Origin of the sequence: Pseudomonas graminis (assembly GCF_013201545.1) — a bacterium.
In the GTDB taxonomy this organism is placed as follows: domain Bacteria; phylum Pseudomonadota; class Gammaproteobacteria; order Pseudomonadales; family Pseudomonadaceae; genus Aquipseudomonas.
In genome coordinates this window covers 5,178,593-5,203,303 of record NZ_CP053746.1, presented here as the reverse complement: position 1 = coordinate 5,203,303, position 24,711 = coordinate 5,178,593, and the positions used below count along the sequence as shown (strand labels likewise).

Sequence of the window (24,711 nt, the reverse complement as noted above, 5' to 3'; positions counted from 1 at the left end):
TCAGGTGCTCTCCTCAGGGAAGTGGGCTTGAGAAAGCCGGGTTATAGCGAAGAATCTTGACGCGCGGCACCGGTTTGACGCGCCGAAGTCGGCGCTCAAGCGGGTGGCACGGCCGGGAAACGCGCAATGAAACAGGTGCCCAGCTCGGCCGATGAACTCACTGTCAGAATGCCGTCATGGGCCGTGGCGATCTGTGAGGCGATATACAGCCCCAGTCCCAGGCCTTCTCCGCGACCACCGGCTTCTGAGCGGGTGAAAGGCTCGAACAGCAGCGGCAGCAGCCGTGGCGAAATGGGCGTGCCGCGGTTCATGACGGAAATGATGACCTGATCGCATTCCTGCCAGATGTGCAGATGGATCGGCGACGTGGGTGAACCGTGAGTGACCGCGTTGCCCAGCAGATTGGACAGCAGCTGACTGATGCGCAGCGGATCGCAATAGACGTTGCCGCCGAGGTGGATGGACTCGATCAAGCTCGCCTGCGGGTGCGACGCGCGGATCTCGTCTACCGTCGCTTTCAGGACGTCGGAAAGATCGTCGGTGATGTGGCGCTTCACCGGAATCCCGCCGCCCATTCGGCCCCGGGCAAAGTCCAGCACGTTTTCGATCAGCGCGCCCATGCGGATCGAGCTCTGGCGTATGGCCGAGACCAGCCCCAGCGAGCGCTTGTCTTCGGTTTTGGTCGCCAGCAGGTCGGCGCTCATGCGGATCGCGCTCAGCGGTGTGCGCAGGTCATGGCCCAGCACCGCCATGAATTGCTCGCGCAGCCGGCCGTGTTCGTTGGCGTCGGTCAGTTCGGCCCGGGCGCTCTCCAGGTGACCCTGGGTGTCCAGGCTCATGGCGATCAATTGCGCGAAAAGGGTCAGCGTCTTGACGATGGCAGGATCGCTGAGGTCTGCCGGCACCGAATCGATCGCGCACAGCGTGCCGAAAAAGCGGTCGTCCGGCAGAACGATGGGGATCGAGATGTAGCTTTCCAGCCCGTAGGTGAGGGGCGTGTGATGGGTGGCGAACTGCGGGTCGGCGCTGGCGTGACCAAATACCACCGGCTGCTGATGCTGCCTGATCTCGTGGCAGATGGTCGTCTCCAGCACCAGTTCGCCGCCCGGCTTGAGGCCGAAATTGATCGAGTCATCAACGGCGCAGGCCACCCAGTGACGCTCCGTGACCCTGGCGATCGCCGCAAAGCGCATGCCGGTGAGGTGCTTGACCATGCTCAGAATGACGGGCACGGCCGGGATCGCACTGATCGCCTCAACATCCAAAGCAAACTCTGGGCGGGTCATCGGATCTGGCTCTGGGGTACTGGGAGGGCAGCGTATCTAAAATCGGCGGACATGGCTAACCCCTCAGTCCCCCAAGCGAAGTGTCGGCGCAGATTATTGAACCCTGACACTCACACGGTGGTCGTTTTATTGATGCCTGAACGGCACATGTCATTTGCGTCCGATGAGCTGTTTGCTGTCGGTCGACAGGGCGATACTTGTCAGCCCTGTGTCTCTCGAAGCATTTGCTTCTCCTGTCTCCTGATTCTCAAAACAATGGGCCCACGGATGGCCGCCGCGAGGTTGAACGATGATTGCCATGCACCGATTTGCACTGCTGATGACCACTGCTGCGATGCTCAGTGCCTGCGGCGAAACCGCCAAGCTGCCGTTTCAGGCCGGCGTCGGCGCGCAGCCGCAACTGCCCGAGCCCAACAGCACCCTGATTCCCACCGTCAAGGTGTCCAAGGCCGTCGGCTGGAAGGGCGCCGAGACGCCCAAGGCTGCCGAAGGCTTCAAGGTCAGCGCGCTGGCGGAGGACCTCGATCACCCGCGCTGGCTGTACAGCCTGCCCAACGGCGACATCCTGGTCGCCGAAAGCAACAAGCCGCCCAAGCCTGAAGGCGCGAAGGACGGCGGCCCGGGCTTCATGGCCTGGATCAAGCGCACCGCCACCGGGATCGTCATGAGCCGGGTCGGCGCCGAAGCCGAGAGCGCCAACCGCATCAGCATCCTGCGCGACGCCGACGGCGATGGCCGGGCTGAAATGAAGAAGGTGTTCATCAGCGGCCTGACCTCGCCATTCGGCATGGTGCTGGTCGGCAACGAGTTGTTCATCGCCAACGCCGATGCCGTGGTCAAGGTCCCGTACAACGACGGCCAGACTGAAAGCACGGCCAAACCGGTGAAAGTCACCGACCTGCCGGCGGGGATCAATCACCACTGGACCAAGAACATCATCGCCAACCGCGAAGGCACCAAGCTGTACGTCACCGTTGGCTCGAACAGCAACGTGGCCGAGAACGGTCTGGAGGCCGAAGAAGGCCGCGCGGCGGTCTGGGAAGTGGACGTCAAAACCGGGCAGAAACGCCTGTTCGCCAGCGGCCTGCGCAACCCCAACGGGCTGGCCTGGAAGCCGGGCAGCAATGAGCTGTGGACGGTGGTCAACGAACGCGACGAAATCGGCAGCGACTTGGTGCCGGATTACCTGACCTCGGTCAAGGACGGCGCCTTCTACGGCTGGCCGTGGAGCTACTACGGCAACCACGTCGACAGCCGCTTGCAGCCGCCGCGCCCGGACATGGTCGCCAAGGCCATCGCCCCGGATTACGCCCTCGGCACCCACGTCGCGCCGCTGGGCCTGACCTGGTCCGACCCGCGCGGCATGCCGGCCAAGTTTGCCGACGGCGTATTCGTCGGCGAGCACGGCTCGTGGAACCGCAACCCGCAGTCCGGCTACAAAGTCGTGTTCGTCGGTTTCCAGGATGGCCGCCCGACCGGCCTGCCGGTGGATGTCCTGACCGGTTTCCTTAACGCCGATGGCGACGCACAAGGCCGTCCGGTCGGCGTCATCCTCGACAAGCAGGGCGCGTTGCTGGTCGCAGACGATGTGGGCAACAAGGTCTGGCGCGTCAGTCAGGCCAAGTGATGGCTTAGTGATGAAATGAAAAATGCCGGTGATGATCACCGGCATTTTCCGTTCGAGGGCAGCTTTCTACCTTTCGCCCAAGGGGAGCAAATAAGGTTGAACGTCACCCACTACCTGGCGTCGTATTTTCTATAGGGCGGCGCCTCTATGGAACGCTCAGGCTTTGTTGAAGCATCGGTAAAGGTGTTTCTCACTCCGCCTACCATTCCTGAAATCGATAGTGACCATCACGGTAGGCGAGTTCTCTTTTTCCCGGAAGAGAGGAGGATGGCGTCCATACCGAACTTGCTTTAGAAGGACGCCACGCGATGAAAATTTCAACCCTGCTGACGCTTGTCGCCGTGCTGTCCAGCGGTTTCGTCGCGTCGGGTCCTGCTGCTGCAGCAGTCACTGTTTCGGCGGCGGACGCCGAGGCGTGCCATTTGCTGCCGGTGGTGGAAAGCCGCGTGGCATTGCAGTCTTCTCAAAGCGTTGGTGTGCTCTACAGCGAAAACACGGTCAACACCCTCGAATACCTTGAGCGTTATCACGCGGTGGCGTTGAAGGGCGTCAAGAACGGCGGGCTGGATTCGCGCATTCGCGAGGCGTTCGTCAGCAGCTCCGATCCGAAACTGGCAATGGACTGGCTGAAGGGTTCGTTGCAGAAGCAGTTCGCGTCGGTGACCGTGTATGACAACCTTGACGCGCTGATGCAGGCGCGGCCGGAAGTGGTGGTCATGCTCGACACCTATAGCCAGCTGGTGTCCCAGCGTAACTCCCAAGTGGAAGCGCGCTTCATTGCGAAATTCTACGACTCGAACCTGCAATACATCGGCAAGGCTGAAGGCCTCGGTGCCAAAGAGCTGACCTCGGTGTGGGTCCACGATAAGGCCGCCCCGGAGATTGCTGCGCAGATCAACCAGCAGCGCGACCTGCAGATCAACGCCCTGAGGCAATTTGATGCTTCGCTGAAAGCGTTGGTGACCACTGGTAACTCCGCGGAAGTGGCGAGTAATTGATTGCAATCTACAGGGCGAGCGCGGTTCGACAGTGGGACCGGCTTTAGCCGGGAAGAGGCCGGTGTAATCGCCCTCGATTTTGCAGCGTGACACCTGACGCCTTCCCGGCTGAAGCCGGTCCCACAAGGTAAACGCAGTTCCCAAGGTGAATCCGGCCTGAGCCTTTCCCCTGATGCAAAAAAAACCGCTGCGCCCCTCATCAAGGCAGCAGCGGTTTTTTAATGCGGCTGTTACTTGCCGTCAGGCAACGCGTAGGCAATCACATAATCACCGCGATCCGCCGACTGGCGTGCGCCGCCGGCGGTGATGACGATGTACTGCTTGCCGGTCTTCGGTGAAACGTACGTCATCGGACCGCCCTGGCTGCCGACTGGCAAGCGGGCCTTCCAGGCCTCTTCGCCATTGGCGCTATTGAACGCGCGCAGGTAGTAATCCTGAGTGCCGGCGATGAACACCAGACCGCCCTGTGTCGACAGCGTGCCCCCCAGCGTCGGCATGCCGATTGGCAGCGGCAAGTGCATTTTGATGCCCATCGGGCCAGTGTCCTGCACGGTGCCTACCGGTACTTGCCAGGCAATCTTCTGGGTTTTCATGTCGATCGCCGTCAGCGTGCCAAACGGCGGTGCCTGGCACGGGATACCCGCCACCGACAGGAAGCGGTTCTTGTTGACAGCGTACGGCGTGCCTTTCAGCGGCACGGCGCCCATGCCGGTGTTCAGCGCTTCACCGCCGGACGCAGCTATAGCGTCCTTCAACTGCGGCACCATCTGAATCCACAGACCCAGGCGCATGTCATTGACGAAGATGAAACCGTGGACCGGGTCAGTCGACAGGCTGCCCCAGTTCATCCCGCCCAGCGAGCCCGGGAAACTCAGCGAAATGTCGGTGCCCGGCGCGGTGAACAGGCCGTCGTAACGCATCTTCTTGAACGAGATCCGGCACAGCAGCTGGTCGAACGGCGTCGCGCCCCACATGTCCGATTCGGTCAGTGTCTGCGCGCCGATCTGCGGCATGCCCACGGATTTCGGCTGGGTCGGCGAGTAGGGTTCGTTGGGAATGTTAGACGCCTTGACCGGGACTTCCTTGACCTCGGTCAGTGGCTGGCCGGTGTGGCGATCGAGGACGAAAATCTGTCCGGCCTTGGTGCCGATGACCAGCGCGGGCACCTTGCTGCCATCAGGTTTGGCGAAGTCGATCAGGCTCGGCTGCATCGGCAGGTCGAAATCCCAGAGGTCGTTATGGACCGTCTGATACACCCACTTTTGCACGCCGGTAGTGGCGTTCAATGCCAGCACCGAGGCGCCGTAGGTGTGATCGAGCTCGCTGCGCTTGACGCCATAAATGTCCGTGGACGAACTGCCCATCGGCAGGAACAGCGTGTTCATCGCCGGGTCGTAGGACATCGGCGCCCAACTGTTCGGCGTGCTGCGCACATAGGTTTTGTCAGCGGCAGGCGCCTGCTTGTCTTCGGGATTGCCAGGGTCGAACGCCCAGCGCATCTGCCCGGTGACCACGTCAAAGCCACGGATTACGCCGCCCGGCATGTCGGCCTGGACGTTGTCGGCCACACGACCGCCGACGACCACGGTGGTCCCGGCCATCAGCGGCGCCGATGACAGTTGATAGTAGGAATCCGGCACGTTGCCCAGACCGGCTTTAAGGTCGACCTGGCCATTGTTGCCGAAGCTCTGGCAGAACTCGCCAGTGTCGGCGTCCACGGCAATCAGGCGCGCATCGACGGTGTTGGTGAGCAGACGACGCTGGCAGTTGGCGCCGGCAGGCACTGCGACCGATGCCGCAGGCGTGCTGCCGTCGGTGGGTGGCACTACGGCTGCGCTGGCGTCGAAGTAGGCCAGTCCGCGGCAGCGTTGCCATACGGCGGATTTGGCATTGATGTCGTTCTTCCACAACTGCTTGCCGGTGTCGGCGTCCAGTGCGATGACGTTGTTGTGGGGCGTGCAGATGAATACCTTGTCGCCGACCTGCAGCGGCGTCATCTGGTCTTCGGCGCCATTGCCGTCGCTGATGGCGACATCGCCGGTGTGGTAGGTCCAGGCCGGCACCAGCTTGCTGACGTTGTCGCGGTTGATCTGGTCCAGGGCGGCAAAGCGGCTGCCGCCTTCATCGTTGCCGTAATGGGCCCAGTCTTTCTGCGCGTGGGCAGGATCGACCTTGGTCAGCGCCGGACCATCCCCTGTCGGCGACACCGAGGCGTGGGGCTGGAACATCCCCCAGAACCCGGCGACCATCGCGACCGCCAACACACCGCCAACGAGGTAACCGCCGCGACCGGCTGCCAGCCCGTTAGCCTTGCGCAGGGAAGGGTAAATCAGCGCGACCAGCAGGCTCAGCACGCCGAGGGCAAACAGGCGGGAAACCAGCGGCCAGAACACCAGCCCGGCATCCACCAGCGCCCAGATCAGCGTGAGCAGCATCACCGCTGCAAACAGCCAGGCGCCTGACAGGCGACGCCGGAACAGCTGAACGGCGGAGAGAATCAGGCCAAGTCCGGCCAGCAGGAAATACGCGCTGCCGCCCAGCGTGACGAGATAGCCGCCGCCCGCTGCAAAAAGTAATCCGAAAACCAGCACGCCCAGCGCGACGACCCGAATGGGCCAGCGGCTGACGGCTGCCGAAGGTTGTGAGTGATTCATGAGGCATTCCTGCGGACGCGATGAAGGGTCGGGGGGACCGATCAAGTGAGGTGAGAGCAAAGGTTTAACGCATCGTCGTTGTGGTGTAGCCGAATGCACGGCACGATCTAATGCTTAGTTAACCGGTTAGTTAATTCCGGCGACGATAGCAAAAAAAGGACGCGCTGCGTCAATTTGTCTCGCACTGCAGTGTTTCTTGCAGCCGCTTGCCGCGCGCTGATGCCTCAGTCCGGCTGAGTCATGAACTGCCGCAAGCGGTGTTGCAGGCGGTCCACGGCGTTGTCCATTGCTAAAAAACCGTCGACTGTCATCACCTGCCAGCGCTGGCCTTCATCGCCAAATACCACCTGATCGAATAAGCCTTCTGCCACTTCAGCGACGAAGAACCAGGTGTCGAGCCCGCTGAGGCCCTGACCGGGATAGACCCGTTTGTAGATGAACGAAGCGGGGTCGAGAATGATGCCGAACTCCTCCAGCGTCTCCCGCACGGCGCACTCTTCCGGCGTCTCGTCACCCTCACGGCCACCGCCGGGCAGGTCCCACAGATTCGGCCACGGGATCTCCGGCTTGTCATCGCGCTGGTAAGTGAGCAATGTCCCGTTGCACAGAATCGCCACTTTCGCGCCGGAGAAAGGAGGGTGAGTGGACATGATTGCGCCTTGAGTGAGTCAGTGCGGATAACCTAGCACTTCCTGGCTGAGGCATCGCCTGCAGCCAAGGGGACTGACACGCCGCAGTAAACCTGGGAGGACCGGCTTCAGCCGGGAAGGCGTCAGCGGTCACACTGCGAATTTGATGGGGTTCACACTGGCTTTTTCCCGGCTAAAGCCGGTCCTACGAAAGCGCGCTCATCTTCTAGGACCGGCTTCAGCCGGGAAAACGTCAGTCGTCACACTGCAGAATTGATGGTGTTTACGCAGGCCTCTTCCCGGCTGAAGCCAGTCCTACACAAACATGTATGCATCCAGCGCAGTCGGTGTGTCCCAGATGAAACTGCCACACCGCAGTCATCCAGTGGGACCGGCTTCAGCCGGGAAGGCGTCAGCGGTCACACTGCAAAAGTGATGGTGTTCACACTGGCCTTTTCCCGGCTAAAGCCGGTCCACTAAAAGCGTCGCGTGTATCCAGCGGCACTGATGGTGTCCCGATGTAACTGACACACCGCAGTCATCCAGTGGGACCGGCTTTAGCCGGGAAAGCGTCAGTCGTCACACTGCAAATTTGAGGGTGTTCCCACTGGCGTATTCCCGGCTAAAGCCAGTCCCACTAGAAGGCCTCCAGTGGGGTTAACGTAGTCCGAATGACGTCCTCAGATCTGCGCGATCCCGCCATCCACAAAGAGCTCGATCCCGTTGATGAACGTACTGTCATCGGAGCCCAGGAACACGGCCACTTTGGCGATTTCTTCGGGCTCGCCCAGGCGTTTGATCGGCACCAGCGAGGCGAGGTGATCGAGCAGGCCCTGGGTCTGGTCGGCCGGCACCAGATCACCCAGACCTGCCGTGCGCACCGGGCCGGGGCTGATGACGTTCACGCGGATGTTGCGTGGTTGCAGGTCGAGCAGCCACGAACGCGCGAAGTTGCGCACGGCCGCCTTGCTGGCGCTGTAGACGCTGAAATTCGCGGTACCCTGTACCGAGGTGGTCGACCCGGTGAGGATGATCGAGCTGCCGTCCTTGAGCAGGGGCAGTGCTTTCTGCACGGTGAACAGCGTGCCCCTGACGTTGATGCCGAAGATCCGGTCAAAGTGCTCCTCGGTGATGGCGTCCAGCGGCATCATGTCGCCGCCGCCGGCGTTAGCGAAAAGAATATCGAGGTGGCCGGCCTGTCGTTTGATCTGCGCGTAGATCCGCTCCAGGTCCTCGGCCTTGGCAATGTCGCCCTGAATGCCGGTCGCCGCGCTGCCGATTGCCGCCACCGCTGCATCGAGTTCGGCCTGACGGCGCCCGGTAACGAATACCGTGGCGCCCTGTGCGGCGAATGCCTTGGCGGAAGCCAGGCCGATGCCGCTGGTGGCGCCGGTGATCAGTGCGATTTTGCCTGCAAGTTTGTCAGTCATTTCCAGTGCTCCGGTTCAGTGAGTGGGCCCGATCGGGCCGGTGAAGCCACTCTAGGCCCAGGGAATTTGCTGAAAAATAGCGATTTACCACCTACATTGTGCATACACGTGCACAAACCCAGTTGCAGCACACCTGTTTCGGAGAGGCCCCTTGGATCAATTGCTCGCCATTCGCTCATTCGCCCGTGTGGTGGAAGTCGGCTCATTCACCAAAGCGGCAGACTCCCTGGCCATGCCCACCACCACGGTCAGCAAACTGGTGCGCGAGCTGGAGGCATATTTGAACGTCCAGCTGCTGCAGCGCACCACGCGCAATGTTGCGGTCACCGCTGAGGGGGCGGCCTATTACGAGCAGACGGCCCGGCTGCTCCGGGATCTGGAAGAAGTCGACGGCAGTTTCCGCTCAGCCCAACTCAGTCCTCGAGGCCGTTTGAAAGTCGACATCGGATCATCGGTGGCCACCGAGCTGATCATCCCCGCACTCCCGCTGTTCTACGCCCGCTACCCCGACATCAAGATTGAAGTCAGCGTGGCCGACCGGCCCATTGACCTGATCACCGATAACGTCGATTGCAGCATTCGCGGCGGTGAACTGGGCGACCTCTCACTGGCCGCGCGCTCACTCGGTCAGGCGCGCTGGGCCACCTGCGCGTCCCCGGCGTATCTTCAGCGCTTTGGCACACCGACCCATCCTCGGCAACTGATCAACGATTTCCCCGTGGTCAATTACCTGTCCGCGCGCACCGGGCGCATCCTCCCGGCGCGATTCGGCAAGGGTGACCAACGACTGGACATTTCCGGTGGCGGGATATTCGACGTCAACGAGAGCAATGCCCACGTGGCAGCTGGGCTGGCAGGGCTGGGAATCATCCACACGTTCCACTACACCGTCGCCGAGCATTTGCGCACGGGTGCGCTGGTGCCGGTGCTGGAAGACTGGCGCCCCGAGGGCTATCCGTTCAATGTGGTTTACGCACCCAACCGCTACCTCAACCATCGGGTCAGGGTGTTCATCGACTGGCTGGTTGAACTGTTCGCGCAGATGAAAACCACGACGGCGTTCGAATAACGCCCTTCCACACCGGGTGACACCATGGACCACCTGACACTCAAAGACCTCTACACCGGCTATATCGCCTGCCTCAATCGCCAGGACTGGCCTTCGTTGGGCGACTTCGTGGGCGAGGACGTGTATTACAACGGCGAACGCGTTGGGCTGGCCGGCTATCGGCAAATGCTGGAGCAGGATTTCCGCGCCATTCCCGACCTGCGGTTCGTTATTGATCGGCTGATCGCAGAACCACCGTACATTGCCGCGCGGCTTATGTTCGACTGCACGCCGGTGGGCGAGCTGTTCGATGTGCCGGTGAACGGGAGGAGGGTAAGGTTTACGGAGAACGTGTTCTACACGTTTGAGGCGGGGCGTATCGTCAACGTCGAGTCGGTGATCGACAAGGCGGCGGTGGCGGCGCAGGTGCCGAAGCCCTGAACCGCCGAATGGCCTGGCAGCGCGGCTGACTCAGAGGAGAATCAGCGGCGCCACCCCTCCATCAATGCAACGCGCTGGCGCGGTTCTTCGCGACGTCTTCGGCTTTGACCTCGCCGTCGCTCTGACCGAACCGACGCAGCACGAAGGTGCTCACGGCCGCCAGTTCAGCGTCGCTGTAGCTGCGGGCGAAGTCAGGCATGCGCTGGTCGACCCGTGCCGCCGTTGGCGTGTGACCTTCCAGCAGCGTCGCCATCACGTTTCGGCCTTTGGGGTCGTTGACGGTTTTCAAGCCGGCCAACCCACCCGCCGATGATTGCCGCCCGCTACCGTCGATCTGGTGACAGGCCACGCAGGTGTCGTTGAACAGCTTCTGGCCGAGCCCCTTTTGCAGCGCGGCGTCGTTCACCGCCATGGTTGGGCGGGGGATGCCTTCGCTTCTGGCCGGCGTGCTCTTTAGGTACACCGCGATGGCTTTCAGGTCCGCCGGATCGAGATAGCGCAGGCTGTGCTCGACCGCGTCACCCATCGGCCCGCCCGCACCGCCGAAACCGGCCGCGTAGCCCTTGGACAGGTAGCTGACGATGGCGTCTTCCGGCCAGGCGCCGATGCCGTATTTGGCGTCGGAGCTGATGTTGTAGGCCATCCAGTTGCCCAGTTCAGCACCGGCCAAGGAATTGCCGGAGCTCATTGCCTGGAAGATGTTGCGTGGGGTGTGGCATTCGCCGCAATGGCCTGGGCCCTGCACCAGATACGCGCCACGGTTCCATTCGGCCGATTGCTTGCTGTCCGGGACGAAGCGTTCGTTGCCGGCGAAAATCGCGTTCCAGAACATCATTCCCCAGCGCTGATTGAACGGGAACGAGATCTTGTTCTCAGGCGGCATCTGCTTCACCGGTTCCAGACTGAACAGATAGCCCTTGATCGCCAGAATGTCTTCGCGGGACATCAGCGTGTACGAGGTGTAAGGGAAGGCCGGGTAGTAATGCTTGCCGTCCTTGCCCACGCCCTTCTGCAGCGCATCGACGAACTCGTCGTCGGTCCAGTTGCCGATCCCGGTTTCTTTGTCCGGGGTGATGTTAGGGGAATACAGGCTGCCGAACGGCAACTTGAATTCCAGCCCGCCGGCGTACGGCTTGCCGCCCGGCACGACGTGGCAGGCCACGCAATCAGCGGCGCGGGTCAGGTATTCGCCCTTGCTCATCGCCGGGGTGTCGCTCGCGTAAACGGTGCTGGCCAGCAAACCGGCCACAAGTCCGAGCGCAGTGTTGAAAACGTTCATGACGCGCTCCTCAAACAGTGAAATAGCCAAAGCGGCTCAACGGCAAACGACGCTCACGCACACCGGTCGCGGCGTACACCGCATTGACCAGCGCGGCTGCGGCCGGCACGGCACCGGTTTCACCAACACCGCCAGGGGTCTCGACGCTGTCGACGATGTGCACCTCCACCGGTGGCGCGTCGCTCATGCGGATCTGCCGATATTCGTGGAAGTTGGTCTGCTGCACTTGACCCTTCTCGATGAGGATTTCGTTGAACAACGCGGCCGACAGACCGAACAGCGTGCCGCCTTCCATCTGCGACGCTACGGAGGTCGGGTTGGTCGCGAAGCCGCAGTCGATGGCCGTCACCAGCCGCTTGATGCGCAGGCCTTTGTCGCCTTGCTTCTCCAGCTCGACGATGGTCGCAACGAAGCTGCCGAACACCGCCGTCACCGCCACGCCACGGCCGGAACCGGCAGGCAGCGGTTTGTCCCACTCCACCAGTTCCGCCGCTTTGGTCAGCACTGCCTGGGCGCGGGGTTGCGACTGCATCAGCGCCAGGCGGTATTTCACCGGATCGACCTTGGCGTTGTGCGCCAGCTCGTCGATGAAGCTTTCGATGGCATAGGTGCTGCGTAGCGGCCCGACGCCACGCCACCACGAAACCGGGATCACCTCGGGGTCGTGACGGATGTAGCGCACCTGCAGGTTGGGCAGGGTGTAGATCGGGTCTTTCGCCACTTCGACGGCATCGCCATCGACGCCGTCGGCCGGCAACGCGCCGATGTAGGCCGCGACGACCGAGGCACCGGCGATCCGATGCTCCCAGCCCACCGGACGCAGGTCTTTGTCCAGCGCCGCGTTGAGGCGATCGACGTAGTGCGGACGATAACGGTCGTGGGTCATGTCTTCTTCACGGCTCCAGATCAGCTTGATCGGGTAGCTCAACTGGCGCGCGATGTCCACGGCCTGGAAGATGAAGTCGGATTCCAGACGACGGCCAAAACCGCCGCCGATCAGCTGGTTGTGGATCACCACTTTTTCCACCGGCATGCCGCAGACTTTGGCAGCGCCCGCCTGGGCCATCCCCGGCGCCTGGCAGCCGACCCACAACTCGCACGCGTCGGCGCGCACATGGGCGACGCAGGTCATCGGCTCCAGTGGGGAGTGGGACAGGAAAGGTTGTTCGTAGATGGCTTCGAAGCGGCTGGAAGCGTTTTTCAGTGCGCCGGCGATGTCACCGGATTGGTGTGCGAACACACCGTCGCCTGCGCTGGCCTCGAACAGCGATTTGTCCAGCTGCGCTGAATCCAGAGCGGCATGGGGGCCAAGGTCCCAATCGATGTCGAGGGCCTTGAGCGCTTGCTGACAGGACCAGAAATTGCTCGCCGTCACCGCCACCGCGTTGTCCAGGCGCACGATGTCGCGCACCCCGGGGACCTTGCGCGCAGCGTCTTCGTTCTTCACGCCGCGCAGCGTGCCGCCGTGAACCGGGCAGGTGAGGGTGGAGGCAATCAGCATCCCGGGCACTTGCAGGTCGATGGTGAATTTCGCGGTGCCGTTGACCTTGTTCGGGGTGTCCAGGCGCTGAACCGGTTTGCCCAGCAGCTTGAATTCGCTGACGGCTTTGAGCGGGATCTCGGTCGGCAGTGGCAACTTCGCGGCGGCGTCAACCAGCTCGCCGTAGCCGGCACTTTGACCGTTCGGGCCGATGACCCGGCCGTTCTCGGCGTGGCATTGGCTCGGCGCGACTTTCCAGCGCATGGCCGCGGCCTGGATCAGCACAATGCGCGCGCCGGCGCCGGCCTTGCGCAGGGGCTCCCAGCTGTAGCGGGTGGAGGTCGAGCCGCCGGTGGCCTGGAAGCTCAGCAACGCATCGGTGTACAGCGCTGCATTGGGCGGCGCTTCGGTGATGGTGATCTGGCTCAGCGGCACTTCGAGCTCTTCGGCGACCATCATGGCAATGCCGGTCTGCACGCCCTGGCCCATTTCGATCTTCGGCGAAATCAGCGTAACGGCGCCGCTGTGGTCAATGCGCACAAACGCGCCATAGCCTTGTTCGGCGTTGTCGCCCAGGCTCGCGCCTTGGACCAGGTCGGCGGCGAAGCTACGGGTGACTGACGCCGGCAGGTAGGTGCCGATGACCAGCCCGCCCAGCAGCGCACTGCCTTTGAGCAATCCACGACGCGAGAGCATCGCGGCAGATGATTGTGATTCGGACATGATGACTTCCTTCAGGCCTGGCTGACGCTTTTGATGGCGGCGCGAATGCGGGTGTAAGTGGCGCAGCGGCAGAGGTTGCCCGACATGGCGTTGACGATCTGTTCGTCGTTGGCTTTGGGGTGTTCCTGCAACAGCGCGACGGCGGACATGATCTGCCCCGACTGGCAGTAGCCGCATTGCACGACTTCATGGTCCAGCCAGGCTTTCTGTACCGCCTGACCCACGGCCTGCTCGCCGACTGCTTCGATGGTGGTGACCTTGCGGCCCGCCACGGCGCTGACCGGCAGCACGCATGAACGCACGGCCTGGCCATCCAGGTGCACGGTGCACACGCCGCACTGGGCAATGCCGCAACCGTATTTGGTGCCGGTCAGGCCCATCACGTCACGCAGGACCCACAACAATGGCATGTCGTCGGCGACATCCAGGTCGTGCTCCTGGCCGTTAATCATCAATTTCTGCATTGCAACCTCAGACGGTCATCACGGTTGACGCACTGCGCCACGATCAGGTCGTGAGGCGGCATCAAGGCTTCGGTTTGTTTTAACAATTAGCGCCGTGCCAGTGGCCAGCGCTTTTTAGAGGTCTGCTCGGACATCTTGGGGTTCGGGACGAGCCAGCGGGACGAATGGTAGTACGTTCGTCATTGGAAATGTTTGATTGCACTGAAAATATTTCTCGGGGACAGTTAAATACCCTCGCGACAACATGACGCGCTCCGTGAAAGTGCAGTCCCTCGATATGCCGCACCAAAAAGGGCGTTTACCTGGGTTTGGTAGATGCATGAAAAGTTGCGGGCTAACAGGATATACAACGGTCTATTACGAGAATTGATGTAATCAATTCGGGCATCGATGACGGTGATGGGCTTTATCGATTTTAAGTATTTATCATCTGCGCCGATCACGAACAGAATGGCCCCAGAAGCAAACGACAAGCGCTTTGCTCCCTTACTACTTGATGAACTTCTGGAGAACGACCATGAAAGTATTAGCCTTCGCTGCCCTGTCCCTCGTCAGTGTATTTGCCGCTGCAGGCGAACTCCCGGCCACCAGCCAACAGCACTCGACCCAGGTTGAACAATACAACCGTCACAAAGGTATCGACGTCGCTGAAGTGATCAGCATCAAAAATGCCCAGGACCCGCAGAAAGTTGATGGTCCGGTGCAATCCACCATGGTTTATGTTGACCATGCCGGCGTGACCCACACCCTCGACTACACCATCATGGGCTATGGCCGTCAAAATGGTTGATCGCCAGTGCCCTGGCGGCTTCAACTACAAACGCTACAAAAGAAACGCTGCATTGAATGCAGCGTTTTTTTTTGCCTGACTATTTTATTGGAACATCTCGCTGTTTGTGTCGGCATGAACTAGCGCTGGCGGCCGATTTATTTAAATGCCTCATTTATGCCTTGGCGTGGATAAGCATCATGCCTGCCGCTGGATGAAGTCCAGAAACGCTCTCAAGGGCGATGGCACATAGCGCCGCCCCGGGTAATACAGAAACGGTCCGCTGAAACTTGGCCACCATTTTTCGAGCACCGGCTCCAGCGCGCCGCTGTCCAGATGGGGGCGCAACCAGTCTTCGAACAACGAGACGATGCCCAGGCCGTCGATGGCGGTTTGCACGGCAAGATCGACTGCGCCACCAATCCGAACGGTCAATGGGCCGGTCGGGTCGACACGAAGGTTTTCGCCGTCCCGCTCGTATTCCCAGAGCGGTACCGACCCGCTGGGGAATTTGCCACGCAGGCAACTGTGATTGAGGAGATCCCGCGGATGCTCGGGTCGGCCCCGGGCATTGAGGTACGCCGGCGATGCAGCGGTCGCGAAACGCTGAACGCGCCGGCCGATGGGCACGGCGATCATGTCCTGTTCCAGGCGGTCGTCGTAGCGGATGCCAGCATCGCAACCGGCCGCGAGCATGTCGACGAAGCTTTCCTCAGTGACCACTTCCATGCGGATGTCCGGGTGCGCTTGCAAGAACGGGGTGATGATTGCCGGCAGTATCAGGCGAGCGGCGCTGACCGGTACGTTTAGCCGCAGGGTGCCGGAAGGGCGGTCGCGGAAATCATTGACCACGTCCAGCGCCGATTCGACTTCCCCAAGCGCCGGGACAATCCGTTCCATCAGCCGCGCGCCGGCTTCCGTCGGCACGACGCTGCGGGTGGTGCGGTTGAGCAGGCGCACGCCGAGGCGCGACTCCATGCGTCGAACGGCGTCGCTGAGGCTGGATGCCGACTTGCCACTCAACCGCGCCCCTTCACGAAAGCCGCCTGCGTTGACCACGGCCACGAAGGCCAGCAAATCCTGAATTTCTGTCGCCATTGTCCGCTCACTCGTACAACCCGTGCCGATTGCACCTGATTATCAGCGCATCGGTCAACGCCTATAGTCGCTGCACACACTTGATCAAGAGGCGTCACCCATGAGCCAGGCCAGCAAGGCAGGACAGTTTTCATTCGGCGGTCGCACCGTCAATCGCATGGGCTACGGCGCCATGCAGCTGGCGGGACCGGGCGTATACGGACCGGCGAAAGATCCCGCGACCGCGATTGCCGTGTTGCGCGAAGCGGTCGCTTCCGGGGTTAACCACATTGACACAGCCGACTTCTATGGCCCTCACGTCACCAATCGGCTGATCCGCGAAGCCCTGCACCCGTACGCTGATGAGCTGCTGATTGTCACCAAGGTCGGCGCGTCCCGAGGTTCCGACGCTTCATGGAATCCCGCCAACAGCCCGGCAGAACTGGTAAGCGCGGTGCACGACAACCTGCGCAATCTCGGCGTGGATGCGTTGCACGTGGTGAACTTCAGGGCGTGGGGCACCGGGCATTCACCGGATGAAGCGTCGATTGCCGAACCGTTCAGCGCGCTGGCCGAGTTGCAGCGACAGGGGCTGATTCAGCATCTGGGCCTGAGTAACGTCAGTGCAAAACAGGTCACCGAAGCGCAGCGCATTGCCGAGGTGGTCTGCGTGCAGAACCACTACAACCTGGCGCACCGGGATGACGAGCAGCTGATCGCCGAGCTTGGCAAACAGGGAATCGCTTACGTGCCGTTCTTTCCATTGGGTGGATTTACGCCTCTGCAGTCGCAGACCCTGTCAGATGTCGCCAAGCGCCTTGAAACTTCGCCGATGTGCGTCGCGCTGGCGTGGCTGCTGCAGCGTGCGCCCAACCTGCTGTTGATCCCGGGCACCTCGTCGGTGGCGCACTTGCACGAAAACCTCGCTGCCGCCGATCTGGTAATCCCGCAAGACATGCTTGCCGAACTCGACGGGCAGGGCGCCTGAAGCTGTCTCGGCATGCGCCGGCCCTACGTCTGGCGCATGGGGGGCCACTGGAGGAATGCATGCTTTCAGTGGGACCGGCTTTAGCCGGGAAGAGGCCGGAGTGAGCACCAACAATTTTGCGGTATGACGACCGACGCCTTCCCGGCTGAAGCCGGTCCCACAGGGGATCTGCGATGTGTCAGTGAGACTGGAGAGCCTCACTGACTGCCGGGGATTGCCTCAATCCAGGTCCGACGCATCATGCCGTTCCGGCACTTGCGTGGCTTCATCGCCCCAGGTGCGGTTGACGCGCATGCCCCGAATGACCGCCGGCCGTTGTGCAATGGTTTCGGCCCAGCGTTGCACGTGGGTGTATTCGTGGGCGGCGAGAAATTCGGCGGCGCCGTACACGGTGTTGCGCACCACTTGCCCGTACCACGACCACACGGCGATGTCCGCAATCGTGTAGCTGTCGCCGGCCAGATAGGCGCTTTCGCTCAGGCGCCGATTCAGCACGTCGAGCTGACGCTTGGCTTCCATGGTGAAGCGGTCGATCGCGTATTCGAACTTCTCCGGCGCGTACACATAAAAGTGCCCGAAGCCGCCGCCGAGATAGGGCGCAGCGCCCATCTGCCAGAACAGCCAGTTCAGGGTTTCGGTGCGGCCGGCCAGGTCCTTGGGCAGCAACTCGCCAAACTTCTCCGCCAGGTACAGCAGGATCGAGCCGGATTCGAACACGCGAATGCCCGGTTCAACGCTGCGGTCCAGCAGCGCGGGAATCTTGGAATTGGGGTTGATGTCGACGAAGCCGCTGCCGAACTGATCCCCCTCGCCAATGCGAATCAGCCAGGCGTCGTATTCGGCGCCGCTGTGGCCGAGGGCAAGCAGCTCCTCAAGCAGAATCGTCACCTTGACGCCGTTGGGCGTGGCCAGGGAATAAAGCTGCAGCGGATGCTTGCCGACCGGCAGGACCTTTTCGTGGGTCGGCCCGGCCGTCGGGCGGTTGATGCTGGCGAACTGGCCGCCGGAGGGCGCTTCGTGTTTCCACACGGTAGGCGGGACGTAAGGTGCCTTGCTCATTGAACACTTCTCCTGAGGGTCAGTTTTAGCGGGAGGGATCGAGGCGCGCTGGCCTCGACCCTTTAACACTGTTTATCGAGCAGAAGACAACGGCGGCGTGCGCGGCGGAATCTGGCGCCGGCTGCCGATGGCTTCGAACGCTGAAGCGAAACGCAGCAGGGCGGAATCGTCGTACGCCCGGCCGGCGAAGGTCAGGCCGACGGGCATGCCAATGTCGGCCATCACGCCCATTGGCACAGTGACAGTGGGGACGCCAAGGTGGCGGATCGCGAGGTTGCCGTTGGCCACCCAGACGCCGTTACTCCAGGCGATGTCCGCCGACACCGGGTTGACGTCGGCATCGGCCGGGGCCACGTCGGCCACGGTCGGGAACAGCACCGCATCCAGCCCAAGCTGCTGCATCCAGTCTTCGAGGTCAATGCGGCGTGTGTGTTCCAGTCCGCGCAAGCCGTCCGCCAGTGTGTCGATCCGGTCCCACGGCGTGATGCCGCGCTGGGCCATCTTCACGTATTCGTCCATGCCGGCGGCGAGATCGCCCTCGCGGTTGGGCAGGGTGCCGGGGTCGTGGGGGAAGATCAGCGGGCCGTTGACGTCGGCCAGGCGGTTCAGTTTCGGGTCGCCGTTGGCCTGCAGGAAATCATCGAAGGCCCAGGCAGTCAGGTCCCACAGTTCGTGGTGCAGAAACTCTTTGGAGACGATGCCGCGGTTGTACACCGTCGGCGCGCCGGGGCGATCGCCCTCGCAGTTGGACACCAGCGGGAAATCCACCTCGATGACTTCAGCGCCCTGGGCTTCGAGTGCCCGGCGCGCCTGTTCCCACAGGTCGATCACCGAAGCGCGGGTGATGATGCGCTGGCCGGTAGGGCCGCCAATGCCGGGCGCTTCGGACGTACCCGCTCCAGGGTCGGCATTGATGTACATCCGCGGCACGCCAAAGCGTTTACCGGCCAGTGTTTGCGGGCTGGCGGCGAGCTCGGCGTAGGACGCCGGGCGTACGGAGTCGACGGCGGGAATGGGCACCCACGGCTGCAAGCGCCACAGGTCGCCGCGAGTGTCGGGGTCTTCGGCGACCACCACGTCCAGCACTTCGAGCAGGTCGACCATGGTCCGGGCGAAGGGCACGACCACGTCCATGGTCGGCGTCAGCGGCCAGTTGCCGCGCACCGAAATCACCCCGCGCGACGGCGTGTAGGCGCACAGACCGTTGTTCGACGCAGGGCCACGGCCGCTCGACCAGGTTTCTTCAGCCAGCCCGAACGCCGCGAAACTCGCCGCTGTTGCAGTGCCGGCGCCGTTGGACGATCCAGAGGCAAACGGCGCTGTCAGGAAATCTGCGTTGTAGGGGCTTTCGGCGCGGCCGTACACGCCGCGCTGCATGCCGCCATTGGCCATCGGCGGCATGTTGGTCTTGCCCAGACAGATCGCGCCGGCGCCACGCAGCCGCTCGATGGTGAAGGCGTCGCGGTGGGCGACCAGTTCGGCAAACGCCGGGCTGCCCGACGCGGCCGTAAGGCCTTTGACCAGGTAGCTATCTTTGGCGGTGTAAGGAATGCCGTCGAGGGGGCCGAGGGTTTCGCCTCGCGCACGACGGTCATCGGAAGCCTGCGCTTCTTCCAAGGCCTGGGGATTGCGCACGACCACGGCGTTGAGGGCGGTGGCGGTGTCGGTGCCGTCATAGGCGTCGATTCTGGCGAGGTACGCCTGGACCAGTTCGACGGCGGTGGTCTGGCCCGCTTCAAGGGCTGAGCGCAACTGCGCGATGGAGACTTCGGTGACTTCGATCATGACTGCGACGACCGTAGGCCGGAGAGTAGAGAGCAGGGCGTGTGAACAAGAATTGGCATATCGCTTCCCGTTGCGCGGCAGGGCCGGACTGGTTTTGAGCCGACTGAGGCGTGGGTGGGCAACGCGGCTCAGGTCGGCAGGCGTATTCGTGTGACGCACATTATGCCTACGTCATGTGTTTGTCGCGAGGCGTGCGCCGGGGCTCATGACCCTACCCACGCAGGACGTGCGACGGTCGCCGGACACGCGCTATGGCGAAAGGCTTACACGTCGTCGGGCAATGTCGCCCTGTACAGCGAAGCGCCACAAGCGCAACCTTGGATCCATCAACCGAGGCGCTGGATGTGCTTCGAAGGTCATGGATGATCCACCATTTGCCGGGACGGCTACTGACAGGATGTTGGAATGGTGTTGATAGAAAAGAACCCGCTCAGGCGGGTTTTTTATTGGCCGCAGGAAAGTGCGCTGGCCGCTTGGCACGACTTCTGTGGTTAACTCCTGCGCATCATTTTTTCTGTGGCAGGTTTTGCAATGACTCCCCATCACGGCGCGCACCGGCAAGTCATCGGCATGTGGTTGATGGCGGGCGTGGCGCTGATGTTCGCCAGTCATGATGCGATTTCCAAGACGCTGATCTATTCCCTGCCGGTGATCTTCGTCGCGTGGGCCCGCTACCTCGTCCACTCGACGCTGGTGACCACTGTGCTGCTGCGCAATGGCGGCGCGAAAGTCTTCCACACCCGGCGGCCCTGGCTGCACCTGCTGCGCGCGGTGGTCCTGCTCGCCGACAGCCTCTCGTTCCTGTTCGGCCTGACCCACGTGCCGATTGCCGAGTCTACGGCGCTGGTTTTCCTTGCCCCGGCATTCGTCACGATCCTGTCGCCTCTGATGTTCGGCATCAAGGCCGATCGCTGGCAGTGGCTGTCGGTGGTGCTGGGCTTCATCGGCGTGCTGGTGATCATCAACCCGGCCAGCGATGCCTTCTCACTGTGGATGCTGTTTCCCCTCGCGACTGCGCTGTTCTTCGCGCTGTATCAGATGCTGACGCAACTGGCGGGGGAGACCGACAGCCCCTCGGTGTGCAGCTTCTACGTCGGCGTGTTCTGCACCCTGATTCTCAGCGCCATCGTGCCGTTCTACTGGGCCGATCCCGATTGGCTGCAGTTGGGCTTGTTGCTCGTGCTCGGCGGTCTGGGTTTGTGCGCGCACTTTCTGATGGCGAAGTCTTATCGCTACGCGTCCTCGTCCGTCCTTGCGCCGTTGGGCTATCTGCAGATCATCTTCGCGGTCGCTTACGGAATTCTGCTGTTCGGCAACTACCCGGGCACGGCGTCGATGTTCGGCATCGGGCTTATCTTCCTCAGCGGTCTGCTGGTATACGCCAGACGCCAACCCGTGGCGCCTGTCAGTCAGGTCTGATCAGGACCTATCTGAGTGTCAGGCGTTTTCATTGCCCGGACGGGTGAAGGAAAAACGGTGGATATCAACCCGCAACTGCCAGCCCTGATTCGCCCAATAGGTTGCTGCGGCCGGGTTGGTCTTGAGCACGTCGATATGGCATTTGTGAATGCCTTCCGCCTCCAGACTGACCAGACAGCGGTCGACCAGCGCCTTCCCGATTCCCTGCCGCCGATACTCAGGCAGCACCAGCAAATGCTGCAAATACCCGCGCCGGCCATCATGGCCCGACATCACACACCCGCAGATGAGTGAACCGTCCTCCGCCACAAAACTCAGTCCAGGGTTGCGCAGCAGATACCGCTCAGTGGACTCGCGGGAGTCCGCGTCACGCAAGGAAATACCCGGCGTGTCACGCATGAGTTGGGTGATGGCGTCGTAATCATCAACGGTCATGGGGCGGATGATGGGCATGGCTGGCGCCTGAAGTGGAGAGAGGGCAGGGAGCGTAGCAGCGCGATTGGTGGGGTGTCATGTCGGCCGCAGGGTGACGCGGAGCGTCACAGGATGTATTCCCATGCGGAGCATGGGAACGATCGGACATCTTGTGACGCTCATGCCGGCCTCTTCCCGGCTGAAGCGGGTCCCACTAACAGCAGCGGGTGCATCAGTGAAAGCGGTGGAGACCCCCTACCGTAGGACTGGCTTTAGCCGGGAAGCTCTTGATCTGCTCTAAAAGCGCTTTTGATCTTCATACGCAGATAGTTCAGACGACACAAATCGCGACTTGGGTGCAGGCTGAACGCAGACGGCGCGGGCCCACGGAGCGAGACCGGAGTGAAGGAACCCTGACGGAGGAAGGGCCCAACCAGGAGCACAAGCCCTTGGTTACTTGGGTTTTATCAAGTAACTCGCCGAAGGCAGAAACGATCTGCCGTTAGGCAGATGCTCTTGATCTAACCATCTGGCACCTCTCATCTGATCCGTATTTATAAGCCATACCTGAATCTGTACTGAAACAGATGCAACCCCCAAAATCACCTCACTCCCGGCAGACCGATCAAGCCCCACCGGTCCCCATCATCCGGCCCGAATCCTCAGTACTACTTACTTGCGTAGGAGAAACCCATGGCCAAGCTCGCCATTTTCCTGTTCGGCTTTCTCGCCCTGACCCTCATGATCGGTGCGCTCGCCACAATCTCCCCGACCTGATCCCCCCGCGCTCCCCCGCAACCTGACGGCAGACACTACTCTGCCGTTTCCGCGTTCCCCTGAAAAAAACGTTAAATCCAAAACCCTCAAACGCCATTCATCCGCCAACCCCAATCCTCACTCTTGACGCCTATTTGTAACGGGACAATACTCAGCGCAGATTCATATAGATGACTACATAACTACAACAGCGAAGCGCCTCCATGAACCGACTCTCCAGCGATGTCCGCTTGCCGCTCTATCAACGCCTGCGAGACCAGCTCGCCGAGCAGATTGCCCATAACCGCTGGCGGCCGGGCGAAGCCATCCCCACCGAAGCCGCGCTTTCCAGTGAGTACTGCCTGTCTACTGGCACCGTGCGCAAAGCCATCGACATGCTGGTCAACGAAAACATCCTCGAACGCCAACAGGGCCGCGGCACCTTCATTCGCCGGCCGCAGTTCCAGTCCTCGCTGTTCCGCTTCTTCCGCTTTCAAAGCGTCTCGGGCGAACGCCAGGTGCCGGAAAGCCGCATCCTCTCCATCGAAGCCGTCACCGCGCCCTCGGCCGTTTCCCACGCCCTCGGTCTGTCGCTGGACGCGCCGGTGATTCGCCTGATCCGCCTGCGTCTGCTCGACGCTCAGCCTGTGCTCGCCGAAGAAATCTGGTTGCCCCAGGTGCAGTTTCAGACCCTGCTGGAAATCGACCTCAGCCGCCAGGGCCCGCTGCTCTATCCGATCTACGAAGAGCAATGCGGCCAGGTCGTGGCCTACGCCGAAGAAACCCTGACTGCCGAAGCCATTAACGAGACCCACGCGCGGCTGCTGCAAGTGCCGGTCAATAGCCCGGTGGTGGTGATCGAGCGCCTGGCGCGCAATTACGCCGGCGAGCCGCTGGAATGGCGCCGCTCGCGCGGCCATGCCAGCCACTTCCGCTACAGCGTCGACATCCGCTGAACCCCGCCTGAGAAGCCCGAATTCTGCACCCAAGCCTGTCACTCAGAACGGGCTCTACACCACCTGCCGCGTCACTTCATAAGGACAAAAACATGTTCAATTGGTATCGCCAAGTCACTCCTCGGGAGCGCAAAACCTTCTGGGCCTGCTTCGGCGGATGGTCGCTGGACGCCCTCGAAGTTCAGATGTTCGGCCTGGCGATTCCGGCGCTGATCGCCGCCTTCGCGTTGACCAAGGGTGACGCCGGCCTGATCAGTGGCGTGACGCTGATCACCTCGGCGCTGGGTGGATGGGTCGGCGGCACGCTGTCCGACCGCTACGGCCGGGTGCGCACGCTGCAGTGGATGATCCTCTGGTTCTCGTTTTTCACCTTTCTGTCGGCGTTTGTCACCGGCTTCAGCTCGCTGCTGATCGTCAAGGCGCTGCAGGGCTTCGGCATCGGTGGCGAGTGGGCGGCAGGCGCGGTGCTGATGGCTGAGACCATCAACCCGAAATACCGTGGCAAGGTCATGGGCACCGTGCAGAGCGCGTGGGCGGTGGGCTGGGGCCTGGCGGTCGGCGTGTTTACCTTGATCTATTCGTTCGTGCCCCAGGACATGGCCTGGCGGGTGATGTTTCTGGTCGGGCTGCTGCCGTCGCTGCTGATCATCTGGGTGCGTCGCAACGTCGAGGAGCCCGACAGCTTCCAGCGCCTGCAAAAAGACAATGCCATCCCGCAGAGCTTTTTCAAATCACTGGCCGGCATCTTCCGCCCGGAACTGATCCGCGTGACGCTGCTCGGCGGCTTGCTCGGCCTCGGCGCCCACGGCGGCTACCACGCGGTGATGACCTGGCTGCCGACGTTCCTGAAAACCGAACGCAACCTGTCGGTGCTCAACTCCGGCGGCTACCTGGCGGTGATCATCGTCGCCTTCTGGTGCGGCTGTATTGCCAGCGGCTTTCTCATCGACCGCATCGGCCGCCGACTGAACATCGTGCTGTTCGCCCTGTGCTGCGTCATCACCGTGCAGTGCTACGTGTTCCTGCCGCTGACCAACACACAAATGCTGTTCCTCGGTTTCCCGCTGGGCTTCTTTGCCGCCGGCATTCCGGCCAGCCTCGGTGCGCTGTTCAACGAGCTCTATCCGGCTGACGTGCGCGGGGCAGGGGTGGGCTTCTGCTACAACTTCGGCCGTGTGCTGTCCTCGGTCTTCCCTTTCCTGGTGGGCCACATGAGCGAATCGATGTCGCTGGGTTCCGCCATCGGCATCGACGCCGGAATCGCCTACGGCGTCGCGGTGATTGCCGCATTGTGCCTGCCGGAAACCCGCGGTCGCAGCCTGGAAGCCGGCCCCACTGCAAGCGCCGCCGCAGACGCACCCAGCGAAACCGCCCGCGCCTGATTTCCCCTTCCGCGCGATGCCTTTTGCGTCGCGCATCTTCTGATAGA

The 24,711-nt window shown here is 62.1% G+C and carries 20 protein-coding genes; 9 read left to right on the top strand and 11 right to left on the bottom strand.

The window, feature by feature from the left end:
- Positions 1 to 95 precede the first annotated feature (95 nt).
- Entirely contained in the window at positions 96 to 1,286 is a 1,191-nt protein-coding gene (locus FX982_RS23105) for a GAF domain-containing sensor histidine kinase (RefSeq protein ID WP_172612749.1), read from the bottom strand.
- 289 nt (positions 1,287 to 1,575) lie between these two features.
- Between FX982_RS23105 and FX982_RS23100 the strand changes: the two genes are divergently transcribed.
- Positions 1,576 to 2,913 (top strand): PQQ-dependent sugar dehydrogenase, encoded by a 1,338-nt coding sequence (locus tag FX982_RS23100; RefSeq protein WP_172612748.1) that lies wholly within the window; start codon positions 1,576 to 1,578, stop codon positions 2,911 to 2,913.
- A 308-nt stretch (positions 2,914 to 3,221) separates the two neighbouring features.
- A complete protein-coding gene (locus tag FX982_RS23095) occupies positions 3,222 to 3,911 on the top strand; it encodes an ATPase (RefSeq protein WP_172612747.1) in 690 nt (229 codons plus the stop codon).
- A 230-nt stretch (positions 3,912 to 4,141) separates the two neighbouring features.
- Here FX982_RS23095 and FX982_RS23090 read toward each other — a convergent pair whose 3' ends face one another.
- The 3 genes from FX982_RS23090 to FX982_RS23080 form a co-directional block, all read right to left on the bottom strand.
- Complete coding sequence (locus FX982_RS23090) at positions 4,142 to 6,565, bottom strand: glucose/quinate/shikimate family membrane-bound PQQ-dependent dehydrogenase (protein WP_172612746.1); 2,424 nt, start codon at positions 6,563 to 6,565, stop codon at positions 4,142 to 4,144.
- Positions 6,566 to 6,789: 224 nt separating this feature from the next.
- Positions 6,790 to 7,215 (bottom strand): NUDIX hydrolase, encoded by a 426-nt coding sequence (locus tag FX982_RS23085; RefSeq protein WP_172612745.1) that lies wholly within the window; start codon positions 7,213 to 7,215, stop codon positions 6,790 to 6,792.
- A 659-nt stretch (positions 7,216 to 7,874) separates the two neighbouring features.
- The gene (locus tag FX982_RS23080; protein WP_172612744.1) at positions 7,875 to 8,624 is read right to left on the bottom strand and encodes an SDR family NAD(P)-dependent oxidoreductase; all 750 of its coding nucleotides are present in this window, start codon (positions 8,622 to 8,624) and stop codon (positions 7,875 to 7,877) included.
- A 151-nt stretch (positions 8,625 to 8,775) separates the two neighbouring features.
- Between FX982_RS23080 and FX982_RS23075 the strand changes: the two genes are divergently transcribed.
- Together FX982_RS23075 and FX982_RS23070 are read left to right on the top strand one after the other, a co-directional pair.
- Positions 8,776 to 9,693: a LysR family transcriptional regulator gene (locus tag FX982_RS23075; protein WP_172612743.1), complete on the top strand. Its 918-nt coding sequence runs from the start codon at positions 8,776 to 8,778 to the stop codon at positions 9,691 to 9,693.
- A 24-nt stretch (positions 9,694 to 9,717) separates the two neighbouring features.
- Positions 9,718 to 10,113 (top strand): ester cyclase, encoded by a 396-nt coding sequence (locus FX982_RS23070; protein ID WP_172612742.1) that lies wholly within the window; start codon positions 9,718 to 9,720, stop codon positions 10,111 to 10,113.
- 61 nt (positions 10,114 to 10,174) lie between these two features.
- Here FX982_RS23070 and FX982_RS23065 read toward each other — a convergent pair whose 3' ends face one another.
- From FX982_RS23065 to FX982_RS23055, 3 genes are read right to left on the bottom strand one after another with little or no spacing between them, the layout of a single operon-like run.
- Positions 10,175 to 11,392, bottom strand: coding sequence for a cytochrome c (locus FX982_RS23065; protein WP_172612741.1), 1,218 nt, complete (start codon positions 11,390 to 11,392; stop codon positions 10,175 to 10,177).
- 10 nt (positions 11,393 to 11,402) lie between these two features.
- Positions 11,403 to 13,595: a xanthine dehydrogenase family protein molybdopterin-binding subunit gene (locus FX982_RS23060; RefSeq protein ID WP_172612740.1), complete on the bottom strand. Its 2,193-nt coding sequence runs from the start codon at positions 13,593 to 13,595 to the stop codon at positions 11,403 to 11,405.
- A gap of 11 nt (positions 13,596 to 13,606) precedes the next feature.
- Positions 13,607 to 14,059: a (2Fe-2S)-binding protein gene (locus tag FX982_RS23055; protein WP_074893339.1), complete on the bottom strand. Its 453-nt coding sequence runs from the start codon at positions 14,057 to 14,059 to the stop codon at positions 13,607 to 13,609.
- Positions 14,060 to 14,576: 517 nt separating this feature from the next.
- Between FX982_RS23055 and FX982_RS23050 the strand changes: the two genes are divergently transcribed.
- Positions 14,577 to 14,849 (top strand): DUF2790 domain-containing protein, encoded by a 273-nt coding sequence (locus FX982_RS23050; protein WP_172612739.1) that lies wholly within the window; start codon positions 14,577 to 14,579, stop codon positions 14,847 to 14,849.
- A 177-nt stretch (positions 14,850 to 15,026) separates the two neighbouring features.
- Here the strand turns inward: FX982_RS23050 and FX982_RS23045 are convergent, their stop codons facing one another.
- Entirely contained in the window at positions 15,027 to 15,926 is a 900-nt protein-coding gene (locus FX982_RS23045) for a LysR family transcriptional regulator (protein WP_172612738.1), read from the bottom strand.
- A 100-nt stretch (positions 15,927 to 16,026) separates the two neighbouring features.
- On the opposite strand from FX982_RS23045, the gene FX982_RS23040 reads away from it, so the two are divergent.
- Complete coding sequence (locus FX982_RS23040; protein WP_172612737.1) at positions 16,027 to 16,893, top strand: aldo/keto reductase family oxidoreductase; 867 nt, start codon at positions 16,027 to 16,029, stop codon at positions 16,891 to 16,893.
- Positions 16,894 to 17,112: 219 nt separating this feature from the next.
- Here the strand turns inward: FX982_RS23040 and yghU are convergent, their stop codons facing one another.
- Together yghU and FX982_RS23030 are read right to left on the bottom strand one after the other, a co-directional pair.
- Positions 17,113 to 17,952, bottom strand: coding sequence for a glutathione-dependent disulfide-bond oxidoreductase (gene yghU / locus FX982_RS23035; protein ID WP_122534464.1), 840 nt, complete (start codon positions 17,950 to 17,952; stop codon positions 17,113 to 17,115).
- A gap of 72 nt (positions 17,953 to 18,024) precedes the next feature.
- Entirely contained in the window at positions 18,025 to 19,737 is a 1,713-nt protein-coding gene (locus tag FX982_RS23030) for an amidase (protein WP_172612736.1), read from the bottom strand.
- Between the two features lie 531 nt (positions 19,738 to 20,268).
- On the opposite strand from FX982_RS23030, the gene FX982_RS23025 reads away from it, so the two are divergent.
- The gene (locus FX982_RS23025; protein ID WP_172612735.1) at positions 20,269 to 21,156 is read left to right on the top strand and encodes a DMT family transporter; all 888 of its coding nucleotides are present in this window, start codon (positions 20,269 to 20,271) and stop codon (positions 21,154 to 21,156) included.
- 18 nt (positions 21,157 to 21,174) lie between these two features.
- On the opposite strand, the gene FX982_RS23020 is transcribed toward FX982_RS23025, so the two are convergent.
- The gene (locus FX982_RS23020; protein WP_172612734.1) at positions 21,175 to 21,609 is read right to left on the bottom strand and encodes a GNAT family N-acetyltransferase; all 435 of its coding nucleotides are present in this window, start codon (positions 21,607 to 21,609) and stop codon (positions 21,175 to 21,177) included.
- Between the two features lie 941 nt (positions 21,610 to 22,550).
- Here FX982_RS23020 and FX982_RS23015 point away from each other — a divergent pair.
- Positions 22,551 to 23,282 (top strand): GntR family transcriptional regulator, encoded by a 732-nt coding sequence (locus tag FX982_RS23015; protein ID WP_172612733.1) that lies wholly within the window; start codon positions 22,551 to 22,553, stop codon positions 23,280 to 23,282.
- Between the two features lie 92 nt (positions 23,283 to 23,374).
- A complete protein-coding gene (locus FX982_RS23010; protein ID WP_172612732.1) occupies positions 23,375 to 24,664 on the top strand; it encodes an MFS transporter in 1,290 nt (429 codons plus the stop codon).
- Positions 24,665 to 24,711: the final 47 nt, after the last annotated feature.